Genomic DNA, 25,335 nt, shown 5'->3' with positions numbered 1-25,335 from the left:
AATGAATAAAATCACTACTCATATAAGATTCAATAAGCCTCGTGTACTTATCGCGCTGTTAAGCTTTATGTTTTGTGCCGATATGGCTAAAGCGCAAAAAGCTACCTGGATCTGGTATCCCGGCGATTATGAGGTATGGCTCAGCAACCGGATGCAAAACCGCCGCACCGAGCGGGGCACTTTCTTCCCGCCATTTTGGAAACTGGACAGTCATTATGTATTGGTTGATTTTCATAAGGATTTTACGCTTACCTCTCCCGAAACCGTTGAACTGGCTGTTGAAGGACAATACAATGTAAAGCTTGATGGCAAGGCATTGGTGGGCTATCCCAAAAATATTCATGTGCCGGCTGGCAGGCACAGGCTTAGTCTCAAAGTTTATAACCAGGCTGCTGCCCCTGCCATATTTGTTAAGGGGCAGCAACTGGTGTCAGATACTTCGTGGCTGGTAACTTATGAGGATAAGGAATGGATTGACGAATCGGGTAAGACCTCGGATATCTCGGCTACAAAATATGTGAACGCCGGTAACTGGAACTTTGATTCGGCGGACAAATTGCCTTCAGCATTCCGTTTGCCTACCGAAGAGCATAAGCCTGAAAAGGTTGAACGAAAAGAGCATTCCATTTTGGTTGATTTCGGGAAAGAAACCTTTGGTTACGCCAGGCTTATCGGCTTAAAAGGCAAAGGGAGTGTTAAACTCTGCTACGGCGAGTCAAAGGAAGAAGCGCTATCCTTAACCAATTGCGAACTGCTGGATAGTGTTTATATCGATCAGCCTCAGAAAGCTGATTATACTATGGAGGGTTCGCGTGCTTTCCGTTACATCAACGTATTGTTTAATGATAATGTGAGTGCCGATGATGTTTCCATGCTTTATGAGTATTCGCAAGTGGAGCAGCGGGGGAGTTTTAAATGTTCGGACGACCTGATCAACAAGATCTGGGATGTTTCGGCATATACACTGCACCTGAATACCCGCGAGTTTTTTATCGACGGCATCAAGCGTGACAGGTGGATTTGGTCAGGCGATGCTTATCAAAGCTACCTCATGAATTATTACCTGTATTTTGATTCGCCTACGGTAACCCGTACCCTGTACGCCCTCCGCGGTAAAGACCCGGTAACCAGCCATATCAATACCATTATGGATTATACTTTTTACTGGTTCATGGGTATTTATGATTACTACCAGTACACCGGCGATAAGAGTTTCATTAAACAAATGTACCCACGCATGCAAAGCCTGATGAGCTATTGCCTGCAGCGCCGCGATAAAAATGGATTGATGGAAGGTCTCCCCGGCGACTGGGTATTTATTGACTGGGCCGATAAACTCAGCAAAAAAGGCGAGGTAAGTTTTGAACAGTTGCTGCTTTGCCGCAGCCTGGAAACCATGGCTTTATGCGCCAATATCATGGATGATAAAACAGGCAATGATCAATATCAAAAACTGTCGGCCGACTTGAAATCGAAGATCTTCTCCCTGTATTGGAATAGCGATAAACATGCCTTTGTGCATAGCCTGGTTGACGGTAAGCAAAGCGATAATGTAACCCGCTATACCAATATGTTCTCGATATTTTTCAACTACCTCAACCCTGGTCAGCAGCAGGAAATAAAAAAGTACGTGCTGCTGAACGATAATATACAGAAGATAACCACCCCATACATGCGCTTTTATGAACTGGAAGCCCTTTGCGCCATGGGCGAGCAAAGCTATGTGCTTAAAGAGATGAAGGATTATTGGGGCGGGATGCTCAATTTAGGCGCAACCTCTTTTTGGGAAGAATACAATCCGGCTAAAACAGGCACCGACCGCTACGCCATGTACGGGCGACCATTTGGTAAAAGCCTTTGCCATGCCTGGGGTGCCAGTCCGATATACCTGCTGGGTAAATATTATCTCGGCGTAAAACCAACTGCACCGGGTTATCAGCAATATGTGATCGAGCCTAAATTGGGTGGCCTGCAATGGATGGAGGGTAGTGTACCGATTGCTGATGGAGATATCAAAGTATCATGCAGCACCAAACAAATTAAAGTAAGCAGTAATGCAGGAACTGGCCTTTTGCGGTTTACCAGTACAGCAAAGCCAGTTTGTAAGGAGGGGGAATTAGCTGCTAAGGGAAACGGCATTTATGAGCTTATCATCCAAAAACAAAAACAGTACACCATAAATTACAGCGCAAAAAAATGATGAAACGGCTCTTATCTATCCTGCTTTTAACAGCATTTTCATCAACAGGGCTTTACGCGCAACTGGTTGATAAAACGCCCGCGCCCATCCCTAACGTGCCTACGGTTTATGATGCCGAACCCTGGGAAAATCCTTTGGTTGATGGCATCAACCGGGACGCGGCACGCGCTACGGCCTATTCGTACAGCAATATTAAAGATGCACTGGCGGGCGACAGGGAAAAATCAGGCAGGATGTTATCCCTGAATGGTTACTGGGATTTTAGCTATGCTGCTAAACCGGCCGATGCGCCGAAAGATTTTTATAGAAGCCGGGTAAGTGGCTGGAAAAAAATCATCGTTCCCTCAAGCATTGAGATGCAGGGTTATGATAAACCCATTTATAAAAGTGCGGTTTACCCGTTCCGCCCGGTTAACCCGCCTCATGTGCCGCAGGATTATAATGGCGTTGGCAGTTATCAGCGTACGTTTACCCTGCCAGCCAACTGGAAGGACATGAACATTACCCTGCATTTTGGCGGAATAAACTCTGGTTTTAAGGTTTGGCTCAACGGTAAGTTTTTGGGTTATGGGGAGGACAGCTTTTTACCATCGGAGTTTAACATTACGCCATACCTGCAGGCTGGCGAAAACGTAGTATCCGTACAGGTGATCCGCTGGAGCGATGGTTATTTTCTGGAAGATCAGGACCAGTGGCGCATGAGCGGCATCCATCGCGAAGTAATGCTTTTGGCAGAACCTAAATTGCGGATAGCCGATTTTCAATGGCAGGCCAAACTGGATAAGCAATACAAAGATGCCGTTTTCAGTATCCGCCCACGGATTGAAAACCTAACAGGCAAGGCTGTGCCCGGTTATAAAATTGAAGCAAGGCTTTTCGACAGAAATAATAAAGAAGTATTACAAAAACCTTTGGAACGAAGCGTTGAAAGTATCATCAATGAGATCTATCCGCGATTGGATAACGTGAAATTCGGCTTACTGGAAACCACGCTGAAAAACCCGGAAAAATGGAGCGATGAAAAGCCTAACCTGTACACACTTACTTTATCATTAGTCGACAGCGCGGGCCAAACCGTGGAGGTTAAAAGCTGCAAAGTAGGCGTCAGGAGTATTGAGTTCAGCAAAGAAGACAGCAAGCTACTCATTAATGGTAAAGTGACCTACCTGTACGGCGTAAACCGCCCCGATCATGACCCGGTAAAAGGCAAAGCGCTATCCCGTGAGGATATCCTGAATGACGTACGTACCATTAAACGTTTCAATTTTAACTGTATCCGCACCAGTCATTACCCGATGGATCCATACCTGTATGACCTGTGCGATGAATATGGGATACTGGTCATAGACGAAGCTAATCTTGAAACACATGGACTGGGATCGAAATTAAGCAACGACCCCATGTGGACCGGCGCTTACCTCGACAGGGCAACCCGCATGGTAATGCGTGATAAAAACCATCCGAGTGTGGTTATCTGGAGCCTGGGTAATGAGGCCGGCAGGGGGCCAAACCATGCGGCAATGGCCGGTTGGATCCATGATTTTGATATCACCCGTCCTGTTCATTATGAACCGGCCCAGGGCACACCACAGGCCGAGGGTTATATCGACCCAAACGATCCGCGCTATCCTAAAACTAATGATCATTCGCACAGGTTGCAGAACCCAATCGATCAGCCTTATGTGGATATCGTAAGCCGGATGTACCCCGGCATTTATACTGCGCCTTTGCTGGCCAATCAGCAGAATGGTGATAACCGCCCGATATTTTTCGTGGAGTATTCTCACGCGATGGGTAATTCCAATGGAAACTTAAAAGAGTTTTGGGATCAGTGGCGATCAACCAAAAGAGTTATTGGCGGTGCTATCTGGGAGTTTAAGGATCAGGGATTATTAAAACATGATTCGACAGGTAAGGCATACTATGCCTATGGCGGCGACTATGGCGAACGTTATTTTGATAATTTCACCATCAAAGGCATCGTTGCATCCGACGGTCGTCCGAAGCCTGCCATTTACGAATGCAAGCATGTTTTCCAGCCTGCGGTTTGTGAACTGGTTGATGCTGATAAGGCGACTATCCACATCAAAAACTGGCACAGCGTAGCTTCACTGGCCGATTATGATGTTACTTTGCAGCTTAGGGGGGATGGCAATATCATCCTAAAAAAGCAAATTCCGAGAATTAGTCTTGCTGCAGGGCATGATACTATTATTAGTATTAAACAATACCTGCCTAATTTAAAAGCAAACCATGAATACCTGGCCGATATTCATTTTACTCTTGCCGAAGATAAGCTCTGGGCGAGTAAAGGTTACGAGATAGCCAGCGATCAGTTTCAACTAACGAAACTTAACACATTCACAGGAAATGCTGAACGTAAGCACTATCCGGAAACAAAACTGGTTGAAGATGATAAAGCTTATCATATCAGCGGTAAAGATTTTGAGATAGGCATCAGTAAAAGTAACGGTGCTTTAAGCTCATACCTGTACAAAGGCAATCAGCAGGTATTCGCGCCTCTATTGCCGCATTTCACCCGACCGGTTACCGATAATGATCACCGCGGCTGGAAGATGGAAAAGAAATTAGCGACCTGGTTTAAGGCGGTGCCTGTTTTGGGAAAAATCTCGAGTCAAAAAGCTGAAGATGGTTCGGTGGTAATTACCAGCACCTATTCAATGCTTAATGACAGTGCTTCGGTACAGGTAAACTACACCATACATGGCGATGGCTTACTGAATGTTGTTTATGCTCTTGATGTTAAGCCGGCTTTGCCAAACCTGCCTAAAGTTGGCATGCAAATGGGCATTGCACAGGCCGATAGCAATATCAGCTATTATGGCCGCGGCCCTTATGAAAACTATATCGACAGGCGTACAGGTTCAGAAGCGGGGATCTATTCGCAAGCCATTAATCAATTCATGGAACCTTATGTAGTTCCGCAGGAAAACGGTAACCGCACCGATGTACGCTGGATGCTGCTTTACCATAAAACAGGAGGCTTATTAGTAACTGCCGATAGCCTGCTGAGTATGAGTGCCTGGCCTTATACCGAAGAGAATATTCAAAAGGCGAAGCATACTAATAAGCTAAAAGATGCCGGTTTTATCACGTTGAATATCGATCTGAGACAGATGGGCGTAGGAGGTAACGATAGCTGGTCGGAAGTGGCAGAGCCATTGGAGCAATACCGCATCCCGGCCAAAAAGTATCAATACAGCTTTTACCTGAAACCTTATGAGGGTAAGGCGGATGCGGTAGGTAATACGGCATACCAGATCAAATTTAACAGGAAGCCATGAGAAAATACGTTTTTATAATTTGCCTTTGCTGCCTGTTTTTACCGGGTATAGCCCAGCAGCGAAAAGTATCTCTTAAAAATGATGATTTGAAGGAGGCCTTCCTGCATCCGCCCGAATCTGCAAAGCCTTGGGTTTTTTGGTACTGGATGCAGGGTGCTGTTAGCCGAGAGGGCATCACTGCTGATCTGCAGGCTATGAAGCAGGCCGGAATAGCGGGTGCTTATTTAATGCCCATCAAAGGCCCGGCTAATCCGCCGTTTATTACCCCATCAATTAATCAGTTAAGCCCGGAGTGGTGGGCAATGGTAAAATTTACCATGCAGGAAGCGGATAGGATAGGCCTAAAACTGGCCATACACGATAGCGATGGTTTTGCGCTGGCCGGTGGCCCGTGGATAACACCGGAACTTTCTATGCAAAAGGTGGTATGGTCAAAAGTTGAGGTTGAGGGTGGCAAAGCTTACCATGATACTTTGCTTGTTCCAAAGCACTATAAAAACTACTACAAGGACATCGAGATATTCGCTTATCCGTCGTTGCCCGGCGAGGGGCAGAGTAGCTATGACGAGCATCCGAAAGTAACCACCAATTTACCGAATACCGACGTACAATATCTCGCTGAAAAAGGAAATACCAAAAGCTTCACCAGTAATGAGCATTGCTGGCTGCAGCTTGAATTTGAAAAGCCATTTACCTGCCGCTCGCTTGTTATCCATACATCGGCAAGTAATTATCAGTCGCAAAGGTTGTTGCTTGAGGTAAGCGATGATGGTAAAAATTATCGATCGTTAGGCAGGTTGGAGCCTCCACGTCATGGCTGGCAGGATGGAGATGCCGAGATCACAAATGCCATCGCCCCAACAACGGCAAAATATTTCAGGTTTACTTATAATAAAGAAGGTTCGGAGCCAGGAGCTGAGGATTTAGATTTTGCCAAATGGAAGCCGACGCTGAAATTGTCGGGCATTGAGTTGTTGGGCGAGTCCCGGATCCATCAATATGAAAGTAAAACCGGCGAGGTATGGCGTCTAAGTAAACAAACCACAGATGCCCAATTACCGGCTAATCTTTGTGTAGATAAAAAGAAGGTAATCAACCTTACTGATAAATTAGGGGCAGATGGCAAACTGAACTGGCAGGTACCGGCGGGTAATTGGACTATCATTCGTATCGGTCATACTTCTACCGGGCATACCAATGCTACCGGTGGTGGTGGCATCGGTTTGGAGTGTGACAAGTTTAATCCCCAAGCTGCCAAAATACAGTTTGATAATTGGTTTGGTGAGGCTGTAAAGCAGGTTGGCTCGGATTTGGCTAAACGGGTGTTAAAGATATTTCACATAGATAGCTGGGAATGCGGGAGCCAGAATTGGTCGCCGGTTTTTGCTGCTGAATTTCAGAAGCGGAGGGGATATGACCTGCTGCCATATCTGCCGCTAATGGCCGGTGTGCCGATGGAGAGCGCGGAAAAATCCGAAAAAATACTGGCAGATGTAAGGCAAACTGTAGCCGAGTTATTGGTAGATAATTTCTACGGTACCATGGCTAAGCTGGCGCACGAAAAAGGTTGCACATTTACTGCCGAAAGCGTTGCCCCAACCATGATGAGCGATGGCATGCTGCATTACCAAAAGGCTGATATTCCGATGGGAGAATTTTGGTTCAGGAGCCCTACGCATGATAAGCCCAATGATATGCTGGATGCCATTTCGGGCGGGCACATCTACGGTAAAAATATTATTCAGGCCGAGGCTTTTACAGAGTTGCGGTTATTATGGGACGAGCACCCCGGAATGCTTAAAACAGCTGCCGACCGCAATTTTGCCCTTGGCATCAATCGTTATGTTTTTCACGTAAATGTGCATAACCCCTGGCTTGACCGTAAGCCGGGTATGACGCTGGATGGTATCGGCCTATTTTTTCAGCGAGATCAAACCTGGTGGAAGCCGGGCAAGGCCTGGTTTGATTATATCAGTCGTTGCCAGGCTATGCTGCAACAAGGGCATCCGGTTGCCGATATCGCTGTTTTTACCGGCGAGGAAACGCCACGCCGCGCTATTTTGCCAGATAGGTTGGTTAGTACTCTACCGGGAATTTTCGGCACGGAACGGGTAAAACTGGAAGAGGAACGTTTAGCAAATAAGGGCGTACCCATCATTAATTCGATTGAGGATGCGAGCCATTCGGCTAATATGGCGCTGCCCGAAAACTGGATAGACCCGCTGAGAGGCTATGCCTATGATTCTTTTAACAAAGACGCGTTACTACGTTTGGCTACAGTAAAAAACGGCAGGATTATTTTGCCCGGCGGGGCAAGTTATGCCATGCTGGTGATACCGGGTGTAAGCCAGATGTCGCCTCAGCCATGGCAGTTATCGGCAGAAGTGATAAAAAAGCTTCAGCAATTGGTAAATGATGGTGCTACCGTTTTATTGGGCGATGAGCGGATGAAAACTACTTTATCTAATGGCTCAGCAGGAAAGGTACTCATCGGCCCATATCAAAAAGATACGTTTGATGAGTTAGGTGTAACCCGTGATCTTATAGCTACAGACTCAACTAATCAAACGGCAAAAGGCATTGCGTGGACGCATCGTAGCCACGATGGCGTTGATATTTATTTTATTTCTAATCAGCAATCTTTGAATCGTACAATTAATTTGTCATTGAGGACGGCAAGCCGCGTGCCTGAACTTTGGGATCCTTTAACCGGTGAAATAAAGCAGTTGAGTAGTGTGGGCAAATCCGGTCGTACAAATATTACGCTTGATTTAGCAGCAAATGGTTCTGCGTTTATCGTTTTCAGAAAGGGAGGTTCCGTTTTAAAAAATGCGAATGATAAACCTGCTCATTTTAAAACGGTACAAACTTTTACAAACTGGCAGGTACAGTTTGATCCTAAATACGGAGGCCCCGCAAAGCAGATTACGTTCAGTCAACCTGAAGACTGGTCGCAGCATACTAATGATAGTATTAAGTATTATTCGGGCACTGCGGTTTACAATCATACATTTCAGTTTACCGCAAAAACAGGAGCCAAAACCTATCTCCATCTGGGCAATGTATCCAATCTGGCCGAAGTATATCTAAACAGTATCAACTGCGGCACAGCCTGGACATTTCCGTATCGGGTAGATCTCAGCAAAGCCATCAAATCAGGCGAAAATAAACTGGTAATCAAGGTAACCAACACCTGGGCCAACCGCCTGATGGGGGATCATACCCTGCCCGAAAGTAAACGTATTACATGGACAAATGCGCCTTACCGTTTGGAAGGGCGCTCATTGTTGCCGGCCGGCTTGTTAAGCCCCGTGAAGTTGCTCACTTATATCCCTTAATGATATGAAATGGATTTGTAAATATATTGGAATAGCATTGTTGTTAAGCTGCACATTAAAACTATCGGCACAAAACAAAGCCCTGGTAAACACCAGTAAAAGCAGTTACGCCAAACTAAGCAGCCTTGATATGGGCGCAGTACAGTGGACAGGCGGCTTTTGGGCCGACAGGTTCAAAGTTTGCCGTGATACCATGATCCCCAACCTGTGGCGTGTTTATACCGATCCGAAGATCAGTCATGCCTACCGCAACTTTGAAATAGCCGCCGGTTTAGACACCGGTTCGCACGAAGGCCCGCCATTTCATGATGGTGATTTTTACAAACTGTTTGAAGCTGTGGCCAGCATGTATGCTAACACACACGATCCTAAGCTGGATGCGCTAATGGATAAAACGATAGCCGTTATTGCCAAAGCGCAGCGCTCGGATGGCTATATCCACACGCCAACCCTTATTGAAGAACGGAAGAACAGCGGCAAGGAAAAAGCTTTTAACGATCGCCTTAATTTTGAAACGTATAACCTTGGTCACCTGATGACCGCCGCCTGCGTTCATTACCGGGTTACAGGCAAAACTACTTTGTTGAAAGTGGCTGTTAAAGCCACTGATTATCTCTACAAGTTTTATAAAACGGCCTCGCCCGAACTGGCGCGTAACGCTATTTGCCCCTCGCATTACATGGGGGTAGTGGAGATGTACCGTACCACCCGCGATCCACGATACCTGGAACTGGCTAAAAACCTGATAGACATCCGTGGCTTGATGAAGGATGGTACAGACGACAACCAGGACAGGACACCTTTCAGGCAGCAAACACAGGCGATGGGGCACGCGGTGAGGGCCAATTATCTTTTTGCCGGTGCTGCCGATGTTTATGCCGAAACCGGAGATACCACACTCATGCACACTTTAAACCTGATGTGGAACGATGTGGTTAACCGCAAAATGTACATTACCGGTGGTTGCGGGGCCTTGTATGATGGTGTTTCGCCAGATGGCACTTCTTACAATCCAAACGAAGTGCAAAAGGTACACCAGGCTTACGGACGCGATTATCAATTACCGAGCTTTACAGCCCACAATGAAACCTGCGCGAACATTGGCAATGTGCTTTGGAACTGGCGCATGCTGCAGGTAACCGGTGATGCAAAATATGCCGATGTAATGGAGCTGGCGCTTTACAACAGCGTACTTTCAGGGATCAGTCTTAATGGCCGTAACTTTTTGTATACCAATCCGCTGGCTTATTCGGATAGCTTGCCGTTTAAGCAGCGTTGGTCTAAGGATAGGATAGGGTATATCAAACTTTCTAACTGTTGTCCGCCCAATGTGGTGCGAACCATTGCTGAGGTAAGCGATTATGCCTACAGTACATCAGATAAAGGGTTGTGGTTTAATCTGTACGGCAGCAACACCATAACCGCTAAATTGAAAGATGGCACCCCGGTAAAACTTACTCAAACTACAAATTACCCCTGGGATGGGAAGATCCATATCAGGTTTGATGAAGTACCGGGCAATAAAGCATTCTCGGTATTTTTGAGGATCCCTGGCTGGTGTAAGGCTGCAAGTATCAAACTCGAAGGTCAGCCGGTGCCGCAGTTAGATACTACGCCAGGAACTTATACGCAAGTTAACGCTGTTTGGCGCAAAGGAATGACAATTGATCTCGACCTGCCGATGCCGGTGACCCTAATGGAGGCGAACCCACTGGTTGAGGAAACCCGCAACCAGGTAGCGGTAAAACGCGGCCCGGTGGTTTACTGCCTCGAATCGGCAGATTTGGCTAAAGGGCAAAAGGTTTTCAGTGTAGCGATATCCGCTAACAATCAACTTAAACCCGAAATGATCAGGATAGATAACAGTGAGATCATGAGCCTTGTTGGCAAAGCTGATTTACGTGATGAAAACAATTGGAGTAACCAATTATACAAAGAAGTATCCACGCCAAAACAAAGCGCTGTTGATATAAGGCTGATCCCATATTATGCCTGGGGTAACCGGGGACATGTGGATATGGAAACGTGGATGCCGCTGGATAGATAGTTTGAGGTGTGTTGGAGGTTAAAGGCAAAAGGTGAAAAAAGCTCCACGCCGCCGCTCGGCTCCAGCCGGGTGGCAACTATTACACGGCCTCTGGCCGCCGAAGCGCAAGTGTAAAAGCTTATTATTAATCAAAGGTTAGTCCCGACGGCCAGAGGCCGCCCTGATAATTGCCACTCGGCTGAGAGCCGAGCGGCGGCGGTTTTTTTTTGTCCCAATATGACAGTAACCGGGCGGCACCATCCGGCTTCAGCCGGATGGCATGAAATATCGGAGTTCATTCCCGCAATTTTGGTGGTATTATTTTGTCAGTATCATTTATAATCGATATGATCAATTTCAAAAAAGCCCAAAAACCTTTAGAAAAATACGAAATAAAAAGGCTTTTTTACCTGTCTTTGAAATAAGTGAAGTTTACTCTTTAATGTTTTAGTCTCTGATAATCAGTTGCTTAACGGTGTTTCGGGTAAATTATTATCTATTTGATTGTCAGTGTGTTTTATTTTTAAGGTGTTCCGCGTTTTCACTCTCAAAAAATGGAACAGTCTCTTTTTACAAAAAAGAACCAGCGTGAGTTTTTTAAATTTTTTTTGAGAATCAAAAAATTGGGACACCCCATTTGTTACAAATGAACGAAGGGTTTATTGAGCTAACATCATTGTAATATCCTTCTTTCTATCTTCCGGCAAAACTTTCAAATCAACCATCTTTCCATTTTTTAATGTCGCTTCAACAGTAGTGTTATAAGGCGCATGAAGTTTAAAATGTACATCCCAATCCTTTGGCCATGCCGGGAACAGCAGGATCTTTTTATCATCTACCTGCATCAGCATTTCCTGCAAGCCTATCATGCCAGAGCCGCCCCAGTTATGGTCTGGTGTCCAGTCGAAACCCGGCCCCCAAAAGGCCGGGAAACGCCTGCCGGAGTTTTTGAGCTTGAAGGTGGTTAGTTTGGCCGCCTCATCTGTTAAACCTAAACGGGCGGCAAAAATATTATCCTGTTTCCACCCTATACCGCTCCTGAATTTGGCTACAAGGGTATCCAGTTTCCAGGTGTTTAAAGCAATATCCAACCTGGGTTTGCCCAATCCGAAGATCCCCCATGGAAACACCGGGTAAAACTGGGTGTTTTCCTCGTTGTTAACCCGCTCCCATGATTTTGCCGGGGTAAGAGTTTTATGCCCGTTAATCTCAGCAAATGTAATAGGAGGGATACGTTTTAAAAAGCCTTCCAGTTTGGTACGTTCTTCTTTATTCAGGTAACTATCCGGCAGTGCCAGCATCCGTTTGGTGATGGTTTGCAGGGCCGCTATGGTGGAGTTGGAATTATAGGCCATTTTGAAAGTTTCGGCAGATGAACCGGGATATAGTACCAGGTGTCCCTTGCCATCCAATGCTTTGGCGCTGCGCTTGCGGGAGAGGTATTGATAGTGTTCATCAAAAAAGGTGAGGCAGCTTTCAATAAAGGGAATGTATTGGTGGATGTCGTTGCTGTTATACCGTTCCGTTTCCAGCATCATGAGGCAAAACTCAAAAACGGTATCCCAGGTATATTCCAACCAGGCGTTGTACTCTAATCCTTTGTCAAAATCGGCAGGCCGTTTCCAGGTGTACTCGGCGCTGTTGGGCAGACCGAAATTTTCCACCTGTTCGGTAAAGCAGGCGCCATTATGGCCCCAGTAAACCTTGCTGCGTAATTCAGCGTTTTTTAAAGAACGGAGATAAAAATCAAACTCCGGTTTCATCATGTCAATATCGCCGCTTTTGAGCATCGGGAAATAAACCAAACGCTGGTTTTGGGCAGTCATCAAGCCTCCGCCCCAGTTACGGAAATCGGGCGTAAAAGCATATTGAGGGTTGACGAAAACGGGATCGTAGGTAAACAATCCGCCGTTAAATTTGGTAGGCGCTTGTCCGTAAGCATTACAGCCAAGCATGTACCTGAAAAGCTGGTAGTTTTTACCGGTTTGCCAGGCTGTGGTATCATTGTCGGGCTTGGCGGTGTTAATGTAGATGAAACTCCTGTCCCAATACTGTTTCCACCAGTCGGCTGTTTTTTGCCATGCGGTTTTGTTATTGCTTTCAGTTTCTTTAAGTACTTTGTTGAGGCCTTGCTGCCATTCATCTACCGATGCTGTTTGTTGAGTATAAAGGGAGATTTCAAGATCCTGGTTGGTGGCCGGTTTAATACTCTCCAGTTTCCATCCTTCAAAATCAGTGTTGAGGTATTGTCCTTTGGTGTTTCCGGCTGCTTTCAGGTTTTTGCCTTGCATCAGCCCGCCAAAGGTTAAATTTTTAAGTGGATTGTACATCTGATCCTTAACTGCATCCATACCTTGCTGCTTTACCGTAACATCAAATATGGTGGAGTCAAGATTATGATGGTAAAACATGATGGCATTACCTTTAAATGCGATGTTGTCCTTCAGTGTTTTGACATCATTACGCGGGGCAAATTTCCATGAGCCTTCATTTTTTTCGAGGCCTTTAACTTCCCGGTCACGGTAACGCCAGCTTTCAAAAGTGGCTTCGGTTTTAATGGCTTTATTGCTGCTGATGTTAACGTGGATCACCGGGCGGTAAACATCAACCCAAAGCTTTATTTGAGCTTTTAAATCGCCGTTTTTTCCGTTGATGAGTACCGAACCGTCCTGAAGTTTCAGCTCCTGTTTAAAATCATTGCCATCAAAAGGATTGGGTGATAGTTTGATCCTAACACGGCCGGGTTTGAGCATGGCATTGTTTTCGTCAAAGGTGCCGCTCCGGGCAATATAAAAAAGCAGTTCGCCTTTTTCAACCCATACATTCAGCCCGATATCGCCACCGCCGCAGGGCATCGATTGACCTGAATTTTGGCTTTGGCTGATCCATACTTCATTGTATTGTTCGATACTTTTGTTTTGAGCTAACGCGATATTGCAGTACAGGAAGCAGAGCAGCAGGAGTTTTTTCATAATTACCAGTCGTCGGTTCTGAATGAGGAAACGGGGAGCCCGTTGGTGCCGAAGAGATCGCCCACCACAAAATCTTTAAAGGCGTAACGCACAGCTACAGGCTCTTTTACCAAAGCTGAAGATACAATAATTACGCTTCCCGATATCATGGCCTGTGCAGGGTAAAACATTTTGTCTTTACCGGCAACTTCAAAGTTTTGAATAGGTTTGTTGAATGACGTGAGCCCGTTTTCGGCATGCTCAAACCTGATGGTGGCCCGGTTACCGTCAACCGTCATTTCTTTATACAACGGACTTGCATAGTCAAAGCCTTTAATGCCGTAGGTTTGAGCTAACGCCAGGTAAGCCAACCTTGTGCCGATAGGTTCTTTGCGCGGAGGATGGATGAGTGCCTGCTCGCCTACATCAAGCGAAACGGCCATACCGCTGTTAGGTATCGTTTTTAGTGATTTCCGTTGAGCATCGCGCAGATAGGCTGAATTGTATTTACCTCCGCTATTGTAAGGTGGAAGCTGTGCATAATCATACGGGGCTATTTGCACATAATAAAAAGGGAAATCACCTTGATGCCAAAGCTCGCGCCAGCGTTTTACCAGGGTCGGGAAGAGCTTCTCATACTGATCGGGACGGTCGTAGTTCGATTCACCCTGGTACCAGATACAGCCTTTGATGCCATAACCAATTACCGGGTTTAACATGCCATTGAACAGGGTAGTAGGCGTGCGTGATACAGCTTTGATAGAGTCTGTTTTGGCCGGGATTTCGATCTCCGGAAAATCTTTCAACCCATCGGGATCCATCCAGGCTTCGGCATTTGACCCTGCGTAACAATCGCTGATTAAACCTATAGGTACATGAAGTACCTCATTTAATAATCTGCCGAAATAATAACCTGTAGCACTAAAGTTGGAGACAAATTCGGGGGAGGCGACATGCCATTCTGATGGTTTGCTATTGTCCTGTACTTCGGTTACTGATGAGTGGGGAACGGTGTAAATATGGATGTTGGCGTTAGATGATTTAAGTATAGCATCAACAGAACCGCTTATTGGTTGGCTTTTATACCCCTTCATAGGGATCTCCATATTTGATTGCCCGGTGCAAAGCCAAACTTCGCCAATAAGCACGTTGTTTAGTTTGATGGTATTACCATCGCTGATAGTAACGGTGTACGGGCCGCCGTAAACCGGGGTGCTTACTTTAACAAGCCATTTGCCATTGGCATTTACTTTGGCTTTGTAGTTTTTTTTGTTCCATGAGGTGTTAACGGTAACCGTTGAGCCTGCCTTGTCCCAGCCCCAGATTGGGGCCGCACTTTGTTGCTGCAGAACTACGTTGTCGGTAAAAATGGATGCCAGTTTTACTTGTGCCTGCGATGATATAAATAGGAGCAAACCCAGGCCTGATGCAAGTAATTTTTTCATTGCTATAAATTATTTGGTAAGCTTTCCGGCTCGCTTAGCCTCAAGCCATCCGCTGAAAAGGAGGTTTTTATTCAACTCGGGTTTAGGGAAAAACAAGCTGGCCGCATAGCCTACTATGATTACCACCAGGTGACTATACACCCCGAGCATGTATTTATGCTGATTGAAATTGTACCTGCCTAAATCAAGCAAGATGTGTTTGTCCGTACCCAAACCAATTTTAGTTGATGTTAAAAAAGCATAGCCCGTAAACAGGATGCAGGCAATAATGCCGATGTTCACCCCCTGGCGATTGGCGCGGCTGCTGAACAGCCCTAATAAAAAGATCCCCGCAATACCGCCCGAAAATATAGCGTACAACGTGAATACAATGCCTAATGCACCTTCATCGCCGGCAAGCAGGTAAAGGGTAGCTATGCCCATCGCGCCAAATCCGGCCAGTACTACTATCCATCGTCCTGCTTTTAGGTATTCTTTATCCGATTTATTGGGCCTGAATTTTTTGTAGTAGTCTTCTACGCCAATGGCCGAAAGGCAATTCAGATCGGCGCCGAGGCTGGAGATAGCCGCTGAAATTAACGCCGCCAATATCAATCCTACAACACCGGTAGGCAGTTTGCTCATGATAAAATAGGGGAAAACAGCATCTGCCTTAATACCCGCCGGTAATGGGTTTTGCTGATAATAGGCAAATAACGCGGTGCCGATGAACATGAATAATGCCCATAGCGGTACGGTGAGTGCTACACCTAATATCGATGCCCTGATAGCCGCCTTATCGGTTTTAGCCGTAAGGTAACGTTGCACCATGGTTTGATCGGTACCGTATTTCTGGATGGCGTAAAATACCCCATTTATAGCCATCACGATAAATGTGAGTTTCTTGAAATTCCAGGAGTAGGGGCCGAAGTTGTTTTTATGGTTTACGCTGGCGATATGCCAAAGCTCGGGAAAGCCACCTTTTATCGAACAGATGAGAATGATGAATGATGCAATGCCGCCGCCTATCAATAAAAAGCCCTGTACAACATCGGCCCAGATCACGGCCTCAATGCCGCCAATAAGCGTGATAACGATGATCACAAATCCTATCACCCAGATAATGGCGAAGGTGTTGGTATTGGTCATGTTGGAGAGGGCCAGGGCCAGCAGAAAAAATACAGTACCCATTTTTGAAAAGTGGGTAAGTACAAAACTGATAGAGCTATAAAAGCGGGCAAACAGTCCAAAGCGCTTTTCAAAGTATTCATAGGTACTTACACCTATTACCTCGCGGTAAAGGGGGACTATGAACCAAACCATCAGCAATAAAACTATTGGAACCATTAAGCCTTGAACAAGCAGGATCCAGTTAGATGAAAAACCTTCGCCAGGGTAGGCCAGGAAAGTTACACTGCTGATGAGCGTTGCCATTAACGACATGCCTATAGCCCATGCCGGAATTGAGCCGCGTGATACGAAATATTTTTTGGTAGAGTTTTGTCCTTTTGAAAATTTGAGACCGATGGTTAATGAAATGGCCAGTGCCAGGGCTATGATAATATAATCTGCCAGGTGCAGGGTTTCATGTTTCATATGCAGGTATAGTTATTGGTTCCCCAAACGGGGGCAGGCCAGGGGTAGCTGCCGGGTTTTAAAGTTAAACATAATTGGTTATTGCCTGCTATACGCATATGAATAACTCCGGGAGCTATTAGTTTTGAGGGATATAATTTTTTGATGTTTAAACGCTCGAGTATGGCCCAGGCTGTTGCGCCGCCTTCAATCAGCAATTCGTGCAGATCGGTGTGGTCAATAACCTGTTTTACAATAGCCGCCATTTTGTGGCTCAGTAACACGGGGTCAACTTTAATATCTTTAATGAAATCCGGATTTATAGCAATAATAGCATTGTTGTTTGCCACAATGCTTGATGCTACATGACTGGCAAAAAGAGCATGCACATTATCGCCGCTGGTTTCGGCGCAAATGGTTGCCGCAGGCACATAGTGTACTGGGATATTATTGTGTTTACCATCAAGAAGATTCAGCTTACCCTGGTAAAAGGTACTGCCAAATACAAACAATCGCCTGCCTGTGGTCTCCGGGTCAGGGGTTTCGATCTTTTGCGGAGTTGTTAGGTATTCAAGCAGCGTGGTAAACAGATTTGCCGAACCCGCCAAAAGGATATTGCCATCTGTTTGGCTGATCCAATATTTAAGATCATCTTCATCTTCGGCCGCTCCTATAATAATTCCTGTCGATGGTAGCCTGTCTTCTTTTTTTATCAATGAGATGCTTCCATCAGCCCTCAATAATTCAATAATATTTGAGCTTAAGGCGGGGAAGGTTGGGTCGTTGGCGAAATCACTCAGGTGAATAGGTTGGCCATTGTAGTGAAATGTATCGCCTATGACTTTTTTTGAATGGTGAGGATTGCCGGGCACAATCAGAGCTCTTTTTAAACGAGATGCCGTTAACTGGCTTTGCAATTCCTCAATAATGTTCCCCCGTAAAACGGAATCTATCTTCTTGAAAAGAAACCGGGGCTTTAACCGCTGTAATCGGATGGTAAGATCATGAACAATATTCTTCGCTTCATTTACAGCGAGTGAACGGGTGTCGGTAGCTATAACCAACAGGTCGGCATCGCAGTGTTCATCAACAGTGGTACTCACTTCGGTTCTTAACCCGTGATTGAGGCCTATTCCCGCCAGCTCGGCGGCCCCTGTTAAATCATCTGCAATTACAGCGATCATAGCTTATACTTTTATCCGGTTTTTGCTCAACTGTACCGCCGACTCAATTGCCAGTATCATGGCATCACTGCTTGCCACACCCTTACCTGCAATTTCAAAAGCTGTACCATGATCAACCGAGGTGCGGATAATAGGCAATCCCATAGTGATGTTAACACCTTTTACGCTGTCCATCTGCTGCTTTTCTGCATTCCATTTAAAGCCGGTAAGCTTAAAGGGAATGTGGCCCTGATCATGGTACATAGCCACTACGCCGCCATAGTACCCGGTCGAGGCTTTGGAAAATAAAGTATCGGCTGGTACAGGGCCTTCCACATCGTAACCTAACTTTAGTGCTTCCTGTACCGCGGGAAGGATCTCAAAATCATCTTCGGTGCCAAACAAACCCGAGTCACCTGCGTGAGGGTTAAGCCCGGCTACGCCAATTTTTAGATTTTTCTCGCCCAGGGAAATAAGGCCATCCTGCAATAATTCAATTACTTCAATGATGCGCTCTTTTTTAACAAGGTCACAAGCTTGCCTTAGCGATACATGGGTTGATACATGGATCACCTTCATGTTATGCTCAACCAACAGCATGGCATATTTTTTTGTGCCGGTATAATGTGCGTAGATTTCGGTGTGCCCGGCAAAGTGGTGCCCGGCTTCGTTAATGGATTTTTTATTGATAGGTCCGGTTACTGTTGCATCAACTTCGTTGTCGAGCGCCAGTTCAATTGCTTTTTTTACTGCTTCAAACGAGGAATTGCCTGCCATGGCCGAGATTTCGCCAAAACGCAGCTGTTCCATATCTACATTTTGCAGGTCAAAAACATCTGGCTTGCCAAACTCAAAGTTCGCGTTGCGGATATCTTTTATGGAGTTTATGCGCGCATCTAAGCCAAGGCGTTTTACGATATCAAAAAACACACCGGTATCACCTATAATTACCGGACGACAGATCTCGTACAATCTTTCTGTTAATAGTGCTTTAACAGCTATCTCGGGGCCAATACTGGCCGGATCGCCCATCGTTATGGCTATGATCGGTCTCTCGGCTATCATTGGTATATCGGTAAGCTAAGGTTTTCAACATTAAGCATGCGCTGTAATTTCTTTTGTAGATCAGCTGCTTCGGCTTCACTAACCTGCAATAAAGGAGGCATCATGTAAGTACGGCATAACCCGGCGCTTTGCATTAGTGATTTTAATGCTGCCAATGATTCGCCCAGCAGGCGTTTGCCTTGATAAATGTCCCCGATCAGATTGGAATGCCTTTGCAGTTGCAGCGCGGCAGCTTCGTCGTTATTGTCGGCAGCAACTATCATTTTGTAATAAATATCGGGGAACAGGTTTCCGGTACTTGGTACAAGTCCGTCACTTCCTGTAAATAGCGCATGAGCAGATTGCGCGCCCCAACCTAAAAAGTGGCTGAAATCTTGTCTGTGCGCCCATAACTTCAGTGAATCCTTTAAACGCTCGTGGTTTCGTTCCGAATCTTTGGTGCCAACAATATTTTCATGGTGACTAAGTTCGTCGAGAAGGTTTAGGTTTATCGATACGTTGGTTGTAGCCGGGATGTTGTAAACTATCAGCGGGATAGGTACTTCGTTTGCCAGCGTTTCAAAGTACGTTTTGATTTCGTATTCGGTTAAAGTGAAATATGCAGGTAAATGGGCTACCGCAACGTCAATACCTTCATCGGCGCAACGTTTGGCCAGGTCAATTGAATCGGCCAGGCAGTTTGATGAGATACCGGCATATAGCAGTCGGCCGGGCTGCCTTATTGAGGCAGCAAGTTTAATGAAATCAAGCTTAAGCTCGTATGATAGCGAAGCTGATTCACCTGTAGTACCCAATATGAACGGCACACCGCCGTAGTTGAAAATATTGTCGAATATTTTTTCAACCGCTTCGTGGTCAAGTTTGTAGTTGTGAGTAAGTGGCGTAATTGATGGCACTACCAGGCCATTATATTTCTTTTTTGATTTCATTAGTGTTTTAATAAGCGGCCTCGTAAATGCTAACAGCGTCATCTATGTTCATCGGTCGCGGGTTGTTTTTAAGCAAGCGCGTAATTTTCATGGCATCGGCGGCCATTTGGGGTATGGTGTTTTTATCTATGTCTATTTCTTTCAAGCTTGCGGGGATTCCGCAGTCCTTAATCAGTTGCCTGATCTTTTCAACACCGGCATGAGCCGTTTCAAAATCGTTGATGCTGCTGTTACAACCCAATGCACGGGCAACGGCAGCATATCGCTCAGGTGCTGCCGGAATGTTGTATTCCATTACAAAGGGGAGCAGTAAAGCGTTTGACAATCCATGGGCTATATGGTATAGGCTGCCCAATGGGTAGGAGAGTGCATGCACTCCAGCCGTATTTACCGGCCCTAAACAAAAGCCACCCATTAAACTGCCAATGGCTAATTGCGTACGGGCATCTTCATTGGCACCATCATTTACAGCTTTAACGAGATTGTCGGCTATAAGCCTGATCCCCTCAAGCGCGTACATATCAATGAATGGATGCGCGTATAGATTGGTATAAGCTTCAAGGCAATGGGTTAACGCGTCAAGTCCTGTGGCCGCGGTAACCTCTGTTGGGAGACTTATCATCAATGCCGGATCAATGATCACCACATCCGGAACCAGGTGAGGGCTTATAATGCCTTTCTTCTGGTTATCCGCATCATCTATCAATATAGCGTTGGGTGATGCTTCGCTGCCTGTACCCGCTGTTGTAGGTACGCAAATGAGTTTTTTATTGCGATTTTTAAGCAGACAGATTCCTGTTATATCTGCCAATGTTTGATTATTGTCAATCTGTGCAGCTATGAGCTTAGCCACATCAAGCACACTGCCGCCGCCAATGCCTATGATCACATCTGCTTCAGTATGTTTTACAGATGCAAGCAGATCTTCAAAATCCCCGAACGAAGGCTCTTTTACTATCGATGTATCCACGTGAACAGCGATGCCCGCTTCTTTAAACTGAGCTAAAAGCGGTTCAAGTTTAGTTGATAGTGGCCTGATGGTAATGATCAAAGCTGATTTATAGCCACGACCGGTAACCTCGTCAGTTAGTTTTAAAAGCGAGTTTTTGCCAACAATTACCTGGCCCGGAAACCGGATAGTGATGTCGCGATAAGGATGTTCAGTTTGCGGCATATACTTATATATTATAATAACTGGCCCTGGTTAATTGGTTTTGATATAAAACAAAGATGGATAATGCCGCCTCCCATTTTTATCCAACCGTTATCCAATTATTATACGATATTATCAAAAGGGGCGCGGGGTGCTAAGCAGTTATGATATTATCCGGCTATAATTAGCTTTTACAGGTAGTTATGGCAGTAAATAATCGTGAAAATACAAGGAGACGGGGCATGACAGTTCGGCAATTAAAGGTCGGTAACTTAGCAAAAAGTTGAATATGAGGATATAGGGCCAAGTTTATAAGGACTGTTTATCTTTTAATGCTTTTATTCGTCGGTGGTTAAACCATCGCGTCCTAATTATAAATCATCCGGCTAAACTCCGGTATTTTTAATATTTCTGTTAACCAATTAAATATGCACCCTTATGAAAACAGTAAAAACCTTAGGACAATTTATTATAGAGAAACAAGCGGATTTTCCATTCGCTAAAGGCGAACTGTCGAGGCTTTTGCGGGATATTGGCATTGCTGCTAAAATCGTAAACCGCGAAATCAGTAAAGCGGGGCTTATTGATATCATAGGCGAAACGGATTCTGTAAACTCACACGGGGAACGTCAAAAAAAGATGGATGTTTATGCCAATGAGCAATTCATTTCGGCATTGCGTAGTGGCGGCGAATGCTGTGTTGTAGCTTCTGAAGAAAATGACGAGCATATCCTGATAGAATCGGAGATCTCAAAACACGCAAAATATATCGTGGCTATTGATCCTCTGGATGGATCATCAAATATTGATGTGAATGTGAGCGTGGGCACTATATTTTCTATCTATCGCCGTAAATCAACCGAAGGTGCAGCTAAACTGGAAGATGTATTACAAAAGGGCACCGAGCAGGTAGCGGCCGGTTATGTAATTTACGGATCCTCAACCATGCTGGTTTATACTACGGGAAAAGGGGTCAACGGCTTTACCCTTGATCCTTCAATAGGCGAGTTTTGCCTGTCGCACGCTGATATTAAAATGCCTAAGGATGGCTATATTTATTCTATTAATGAGGGGTATTATACCCATTTCCCTTTAGGCGTAAAAAAATATATTAAATATTGCCAGGTTGAAGATATCGCTACCAACCGTCCGTACACTTCAAGGTACACAGGTTCAATGATTGCGGATATCCATCGCAACCTGATTAAAGGCGGAATCTTTTTATATCCAACTACCGCGCAATATCCAAATGGCAAATTAAGACTGGTTTATGAATGCAACCCGATGGCCTTTATTATTGAGCAGGCGGGTGGTTTAGCGTCTACAGGTTATGAGCGGATCCTTGATTTGGATGTTAATGAACTTCACCAGCGCTCGGCTATTTTTATCGGTTCAGAAAATATGGTTAAGCGGGCCGAAGATTTTATGCTGGCCTTTTCTTCGCAACAGTCAGCCATAACCCAACATAAACAGGTTATTTAGTTAGCAAAGAGCTTCTGTTTACAGTTTGGTTATTATCGGGCTGATAAATGAAGTTATTTTATGCGCTTTGATATAAAAATTAGGTAAGACTAATTTTTTTTATTTGTTTTGTATATTGTTTACAATATGCCAAAGCGAATGAAGGTGTTGTTTTTACTGTCTCTTTTGTTAATGCCGGTAGTGGTTTTTGCCCAGCATGGTTCCCTCAGGGGAAAGCTTACCGCGGGTAGTGAACCGCTTTCTTTTGCTACCGTTGCCCTTTTCGGAACTTCTATTGGGGGTACAACAAATGATAAGGGTTATTACCATTTGAAAAACGTTCCGGCAGGTACATACACGGTTGTGTTTTCTAATGTCGGGTATGTAACCGGGCGTTACAATGTAAGCGTAAAACCGGAGGAAGCTACCGTATTGAATGGTAATCTCCAGGAGAGCAGTTCTAAGTTGAGTGAAGTAACCGTAACCGGGGTATCCCGGAAAACAGAATTAAGAAGTAATCCTATACCAATCGCGGTAATGACCCGGAAAGAGATGGATCAGAATGTAAATAACAACATTATTGATGCTATAGTAAAAGGGGTGCCGGGGGTTAATGCGGTTACTACCGGACCTAATATCTCCAAGCCATTTATCAGGGGATTGGGCTACAATCGAGTTTTAACTTTGTATGATGGTGTGCGACAGGAAGGACAGCAATGGGGCGATGAACACGGTATTGAGATAGACCAGTACGGTATTGGTCGCGCAGAAGTAGTGAAAGGACCGGCAAGTTTAACCTACGGCTCGGATGCACTGGCGGGAGTGATCAACATGATCCCTTATCTGCCGGCTGGCGAAAACAATGTTTTGAAGGGTGACTATACTGCCGATTACCATACCAACAATGGCATGATCGGTACCTCATTGGGTTTATCTTATAAGAAGAACGACTGGCGGTACGCCTTTCGGGCTACCGCAAAAGCCGCACATGATTATCATAACAGCGTTGATGGTTATGTATATAATACAGGTTTCCGCGAGTTTAATCTATCGGGCATGGCGAGGGTTGATAAAAACTGGGGGTACTCGCAAATTGCCGCTACAGTTTATGATAATCGGCAGGAAATTCCTGACGGTAGCAGGGATTCGCTTACGAGGCAGTTTACCAAACAAATAGCCGAAAGTAGTACAGACAATATCAGGAACCGGCCAATTGTTAGTAACGATGAGTTAAGATCATACAGCATAACGCCACTACATCAGCGCATTCAGCATTATCGAATTTACTCGCATAATGAATTTAAGTTGGGCGAAGGAAGCAGTATCAATGCTTCGCTCGGGCTGCAGCAAAGCATCCGCAGGGAATATAATCACCCTACATTGGCAGATCAGCCGGGTTTGTACGTAGTGCTTAACACACTTAATTACGATCTGAAATACAATTTACCAACTATAGGAGGTATAGAAAGTACGCTCGGTGTAAACGGGATGTACCAGACTAACCGCAGCAAGGCTGCAACGGATTTTCCAATTCCGGATTATAACCTGTTTGATGCCGGGACTTTCCTGTTCGCCAAGAAAACTATCGGAAAAGTCGATATCTCTGGCGGCATCAGGTATGATAACCGGCATATCCGCTGGAATAATTTTTACGTAGGACCGAACTCTAAAAACGGCTTTGAGCAGCATGTGAAATTACCGGATACAGCAGGTGCTCATTTACAGTTTCCGGCTTTTAAACATGTATATCAGGGTGTTTCGGGGAGTTTGGGTATAACCTACAATATCAGCGAACGCTTATTGTTTAAGGCTAATGTTGCCCGTGGATACCGGGCGCCCAATATCACCGAAATAGGATCAAACGGGCTCGACCCCGGCGCGCATATTGTTTATTTAGGCAACCGCAGCTTTAATCCCGAATTTAGTTTACAGGAGGACCTGGGGTTCATCGCTTATCTTAAAGATGTTGACCTGATTGCTGAGCTGTTTAATAACCACATCAACAATTACATTTACCAGGCCAAACTAACCGATGCCAATGGTAATCCTGTGGTGATTGTGCCGGGTAACAGCACTTATCAATATCAGCAAAGCAGTGCCCGGTTGTATGGAGCCGAGTTCACGCTAAATGTGCATCCGCAAAATGTAAAATGGCTGGCTTTTAACAACAGCCTGGCTTATGTAACAGGAATCAACGGCAATAAACAGCTTGTTGATGAATCCAATGGGGCAGCTAAATATTTGCCATTTATTCCGCCGTTGCACGTCCGGTCGGAGTTTAAGGCGAGCTTGCAGAAAGCGTATGGTGCTTTTTCCAGGATTTACTTTAAGGCCGAAATGGATGCTTATACCACACAAAACCGCTTTTATGCTTTAGATAATACCGAAACGGCTACGCCCGGCTATACGCTGTTTAATATAGGAACCGGTACTACTATCAAAAACAAATTGGACAAAACCATCTGTGAGCTTTTTTTGCAGGTTGATAATTTGTTTGATAAAGCCTATCAATCCAACCTTAACCGTTTAAAGTATTTTGAGTATTACCGGTCGTCGCCAAACGGGCACCTGGGTATTTATAATATCGGGCGGAATATCAGTTTTAAAGCGATTTTCCCTTTTTGATTTATTTTTAATGAAATATGCCTTTTTTTGTTTTTATTGCCTTGAGTTTATGCACATCATGTAAGTGTGCGATGATAACTTTGAAATTCATTGATTAACGTCCCATCATGGTTTCTCGCA

At 45.2% G+C, this 25,335-nt stretch carries 13 protein-coding genes; 6 read left to right on the top strand and 7 right to left on the bottom strand.

Translation table 11 applies throughout. The features are described from left to right. Position 1: 1 nt before the first annotated feature. Genes ABIC84_RS08195 through ABIC84_RS08180 form a run of 4 tightly spaced genes read left to right on the top strand, consistent with a single transcriptional unit; the run spans position 2 to position 10,890 of the window. Positions 2–2,200 (top strand): alpha-L-rhamnosidase C-terminal domain-containing protein, encoded by a 2,199-nt coding sequence (locus ABIC84_RS08195; RefSeq protein WP_429263261.1) that lies wholly within the window; start codon positions 2–4, stop codon positions 2,198–2,200. Next, positions 2,197–5,505: a glycoside hydrolase family 2 TIM barrel-domain containing protein gene (locus tag ABIC84_RS08190; RefSeq protein ID WP_429263260.1), complete on the top strand. Its 3,309-nt coding sequence runs from the start codon at positions 2,197–2,199 to the stop codon at positions 5,503–5,505. The genes ABIC84_RS08195 and ABIC84_RS08190 overlap by 4 nt, the downstream gene beginning before the upstream one ends. Next, positions 5,502–8,843 (top strand): glycosyl hydrolase, encoded by a 3,342-nt coding sequence (locus ABIC84_RS08185; RefSeq protein WP_429263259.1) that lies wholly within the window; start codon positions 5,502–5,504, stop codon positions 8,841–8,843. The genes ABIC84_RS08190 and ABIC84_RS08185 overlap by 4 nt, the downstream gene beginning before the upstream one ends. Positions 8,844–8,847: 4 nt before the next feature. After that, positions 8,848–10,890, top strand: a complete 2,043-nt coding sequence (locus ABIC84_RS08180) for an aceric acid hydrolase (RefSeq protein ID WP_429263258.1) — start codon at positions 8,848–8,850, stop codon at positions 10,888–10,890. A 638-nt stretch (positions 10,891–11,528) separates the two neighbouring features. On the opposite strand, the gene ABIC84_RS08175 is transcribed toward ABIC84_RS08180, so the two are convergent. Genes ABIC84_RS08175 through ABIC84_RS08145 form a run of 7 tightly spaced genes read right to left on the bottom strand, consistent with a single transcriptional unit; the run spans position 11,529 to position 21,150 of the window. Further along, positions 11,529–13,841: a DUF5703 domain-containing protein gene (locus ABIC84_RS08175; protein WP_429263257.1), complete on the bottom strand. Its 2,313-nt coding sequence runs from the start codon at positions 13,839–13,841 to the stop codon at positions 11,529–11,531. Positions 13,842–13,843: 2 nt separating this feature from the next. Beyond that, complete coding sequence (locus tag ABIC84_RS08170) at positions 13,844–15,265, bottom strand: sialate O-acetylesterase (RefSeq protein ID WP_429263256.1); 1,422 nt, start codon at positions 15,263–15,265, stop codon at positions 13,844–13,846. A 9-nt stretch (positions 15,266–15,274) separates the two neighbouring features. Beyond that, entirely contained in the window at positions 15,275–16,840 is a 1,566-nt protein-coding gene (locus ABIC84_RS08165) for a sodium:solute symporter (RefSeq protein ID WP_426581128.1), read from the bottom strand. Then, positions 16,837–18,003, bottom strand: coding sequence for a four-carbon acid sugar kinase family protein (locus tag ABIC84_RS08160; protein WP_426581126.1), 1,167 nt, complete (start codon positions 18,001–18,003; stop codon positions 16,837–16,839). The genes ABIC84_RS08165 and ABIC84_RS08160 overlap by 4 nt, the downstream gene beginning before the upstream one ends. A 3-nt stretch (positions 18,004–18,006) precedes the next feature. Continuing rightward, positions 18,007–19,047: a 4-hydroxythreonine-4-phosphate dehydrogenase PdxA gene (pdxA, locus tag ABIC84_RS08155; protein ID WP_426581124.1), complete on the bottom strand. Its 1,041-nt coding sequence runs from the start codon at positions 19,045–19,047 to the stop codon at positions 18,007–18,009. Next, on the bottom strand, positions 19,044–19,976 hold the full coding sequence (locus tag ABIC84_RS08150; RefSeq protein WP_426581122.1) for a dihydrodipicolinate synthase family protein: 933 nt from the start codon (positions 19,974–19,976) through the stop codon (positions 19,044–19,046). Before ABIC84_RS08150 ends, pdxA begins: the two co-directional genes overlap by 4 nt. A 7-nt stretch (positions 19,977–19,983) precedes the next feature. Continuing rightward, positions 19,984–21,150 carry an iron-containing alcohol dehydrogenase gene (locus tag ABIC84_RS08145; RefSeq protein ID WP_426581120.1) on the bottom strand — a complete coding sequence of 389 codons (1,167 nt, stop codon included), beginning with the start codon at positions 21,148–21,150 and terminating at the stop codon, positions 19,984–19,986. Positions 21,151–21,567: 417 nt separating this feature from the next. On the opposite strand from ABIC84_RS08145, the gene fbp reads away from it, so the two are divergent. After that, positions 21,568–22,611: a class 1 fructose-bisphosphatase gene (fbp, locus tag ABIC84_RS08140; protein WP_426581118.1), complete on the top strand. Its 1,044-nt coding sequence runs from the start codon at positions 21,568–21,570 to the stop codon at positions 22,609–22,611. Between the two features lie 126 nt (positions 22,612–22,737). Continuing rightward, positions 22,738–25,215: a TonB-dependent receptor gene (locus tag ABIC84_RS08135; protein WP_429263255.1), complete on the top strand. Its 2,478-nt coding sequence runs from the start codon at positions 22,738–22,740 to the stop codon at positions 25,213–25,215. Positions 25,216–25,335: the final 120 nt, after the last annotated feature.

Source organism: Mucilaginibacter sp. 3215, from assembly GCF_050433785.1.
GTDB lineage: Bacteria > Bacteroidota > Bacteroidia > Sphingobacteriales > Sphingobacteriaceae > Mucilaginibacter.
This window is presented reverse-complemented; position numbering and strand designations above follow the sequence as displayed.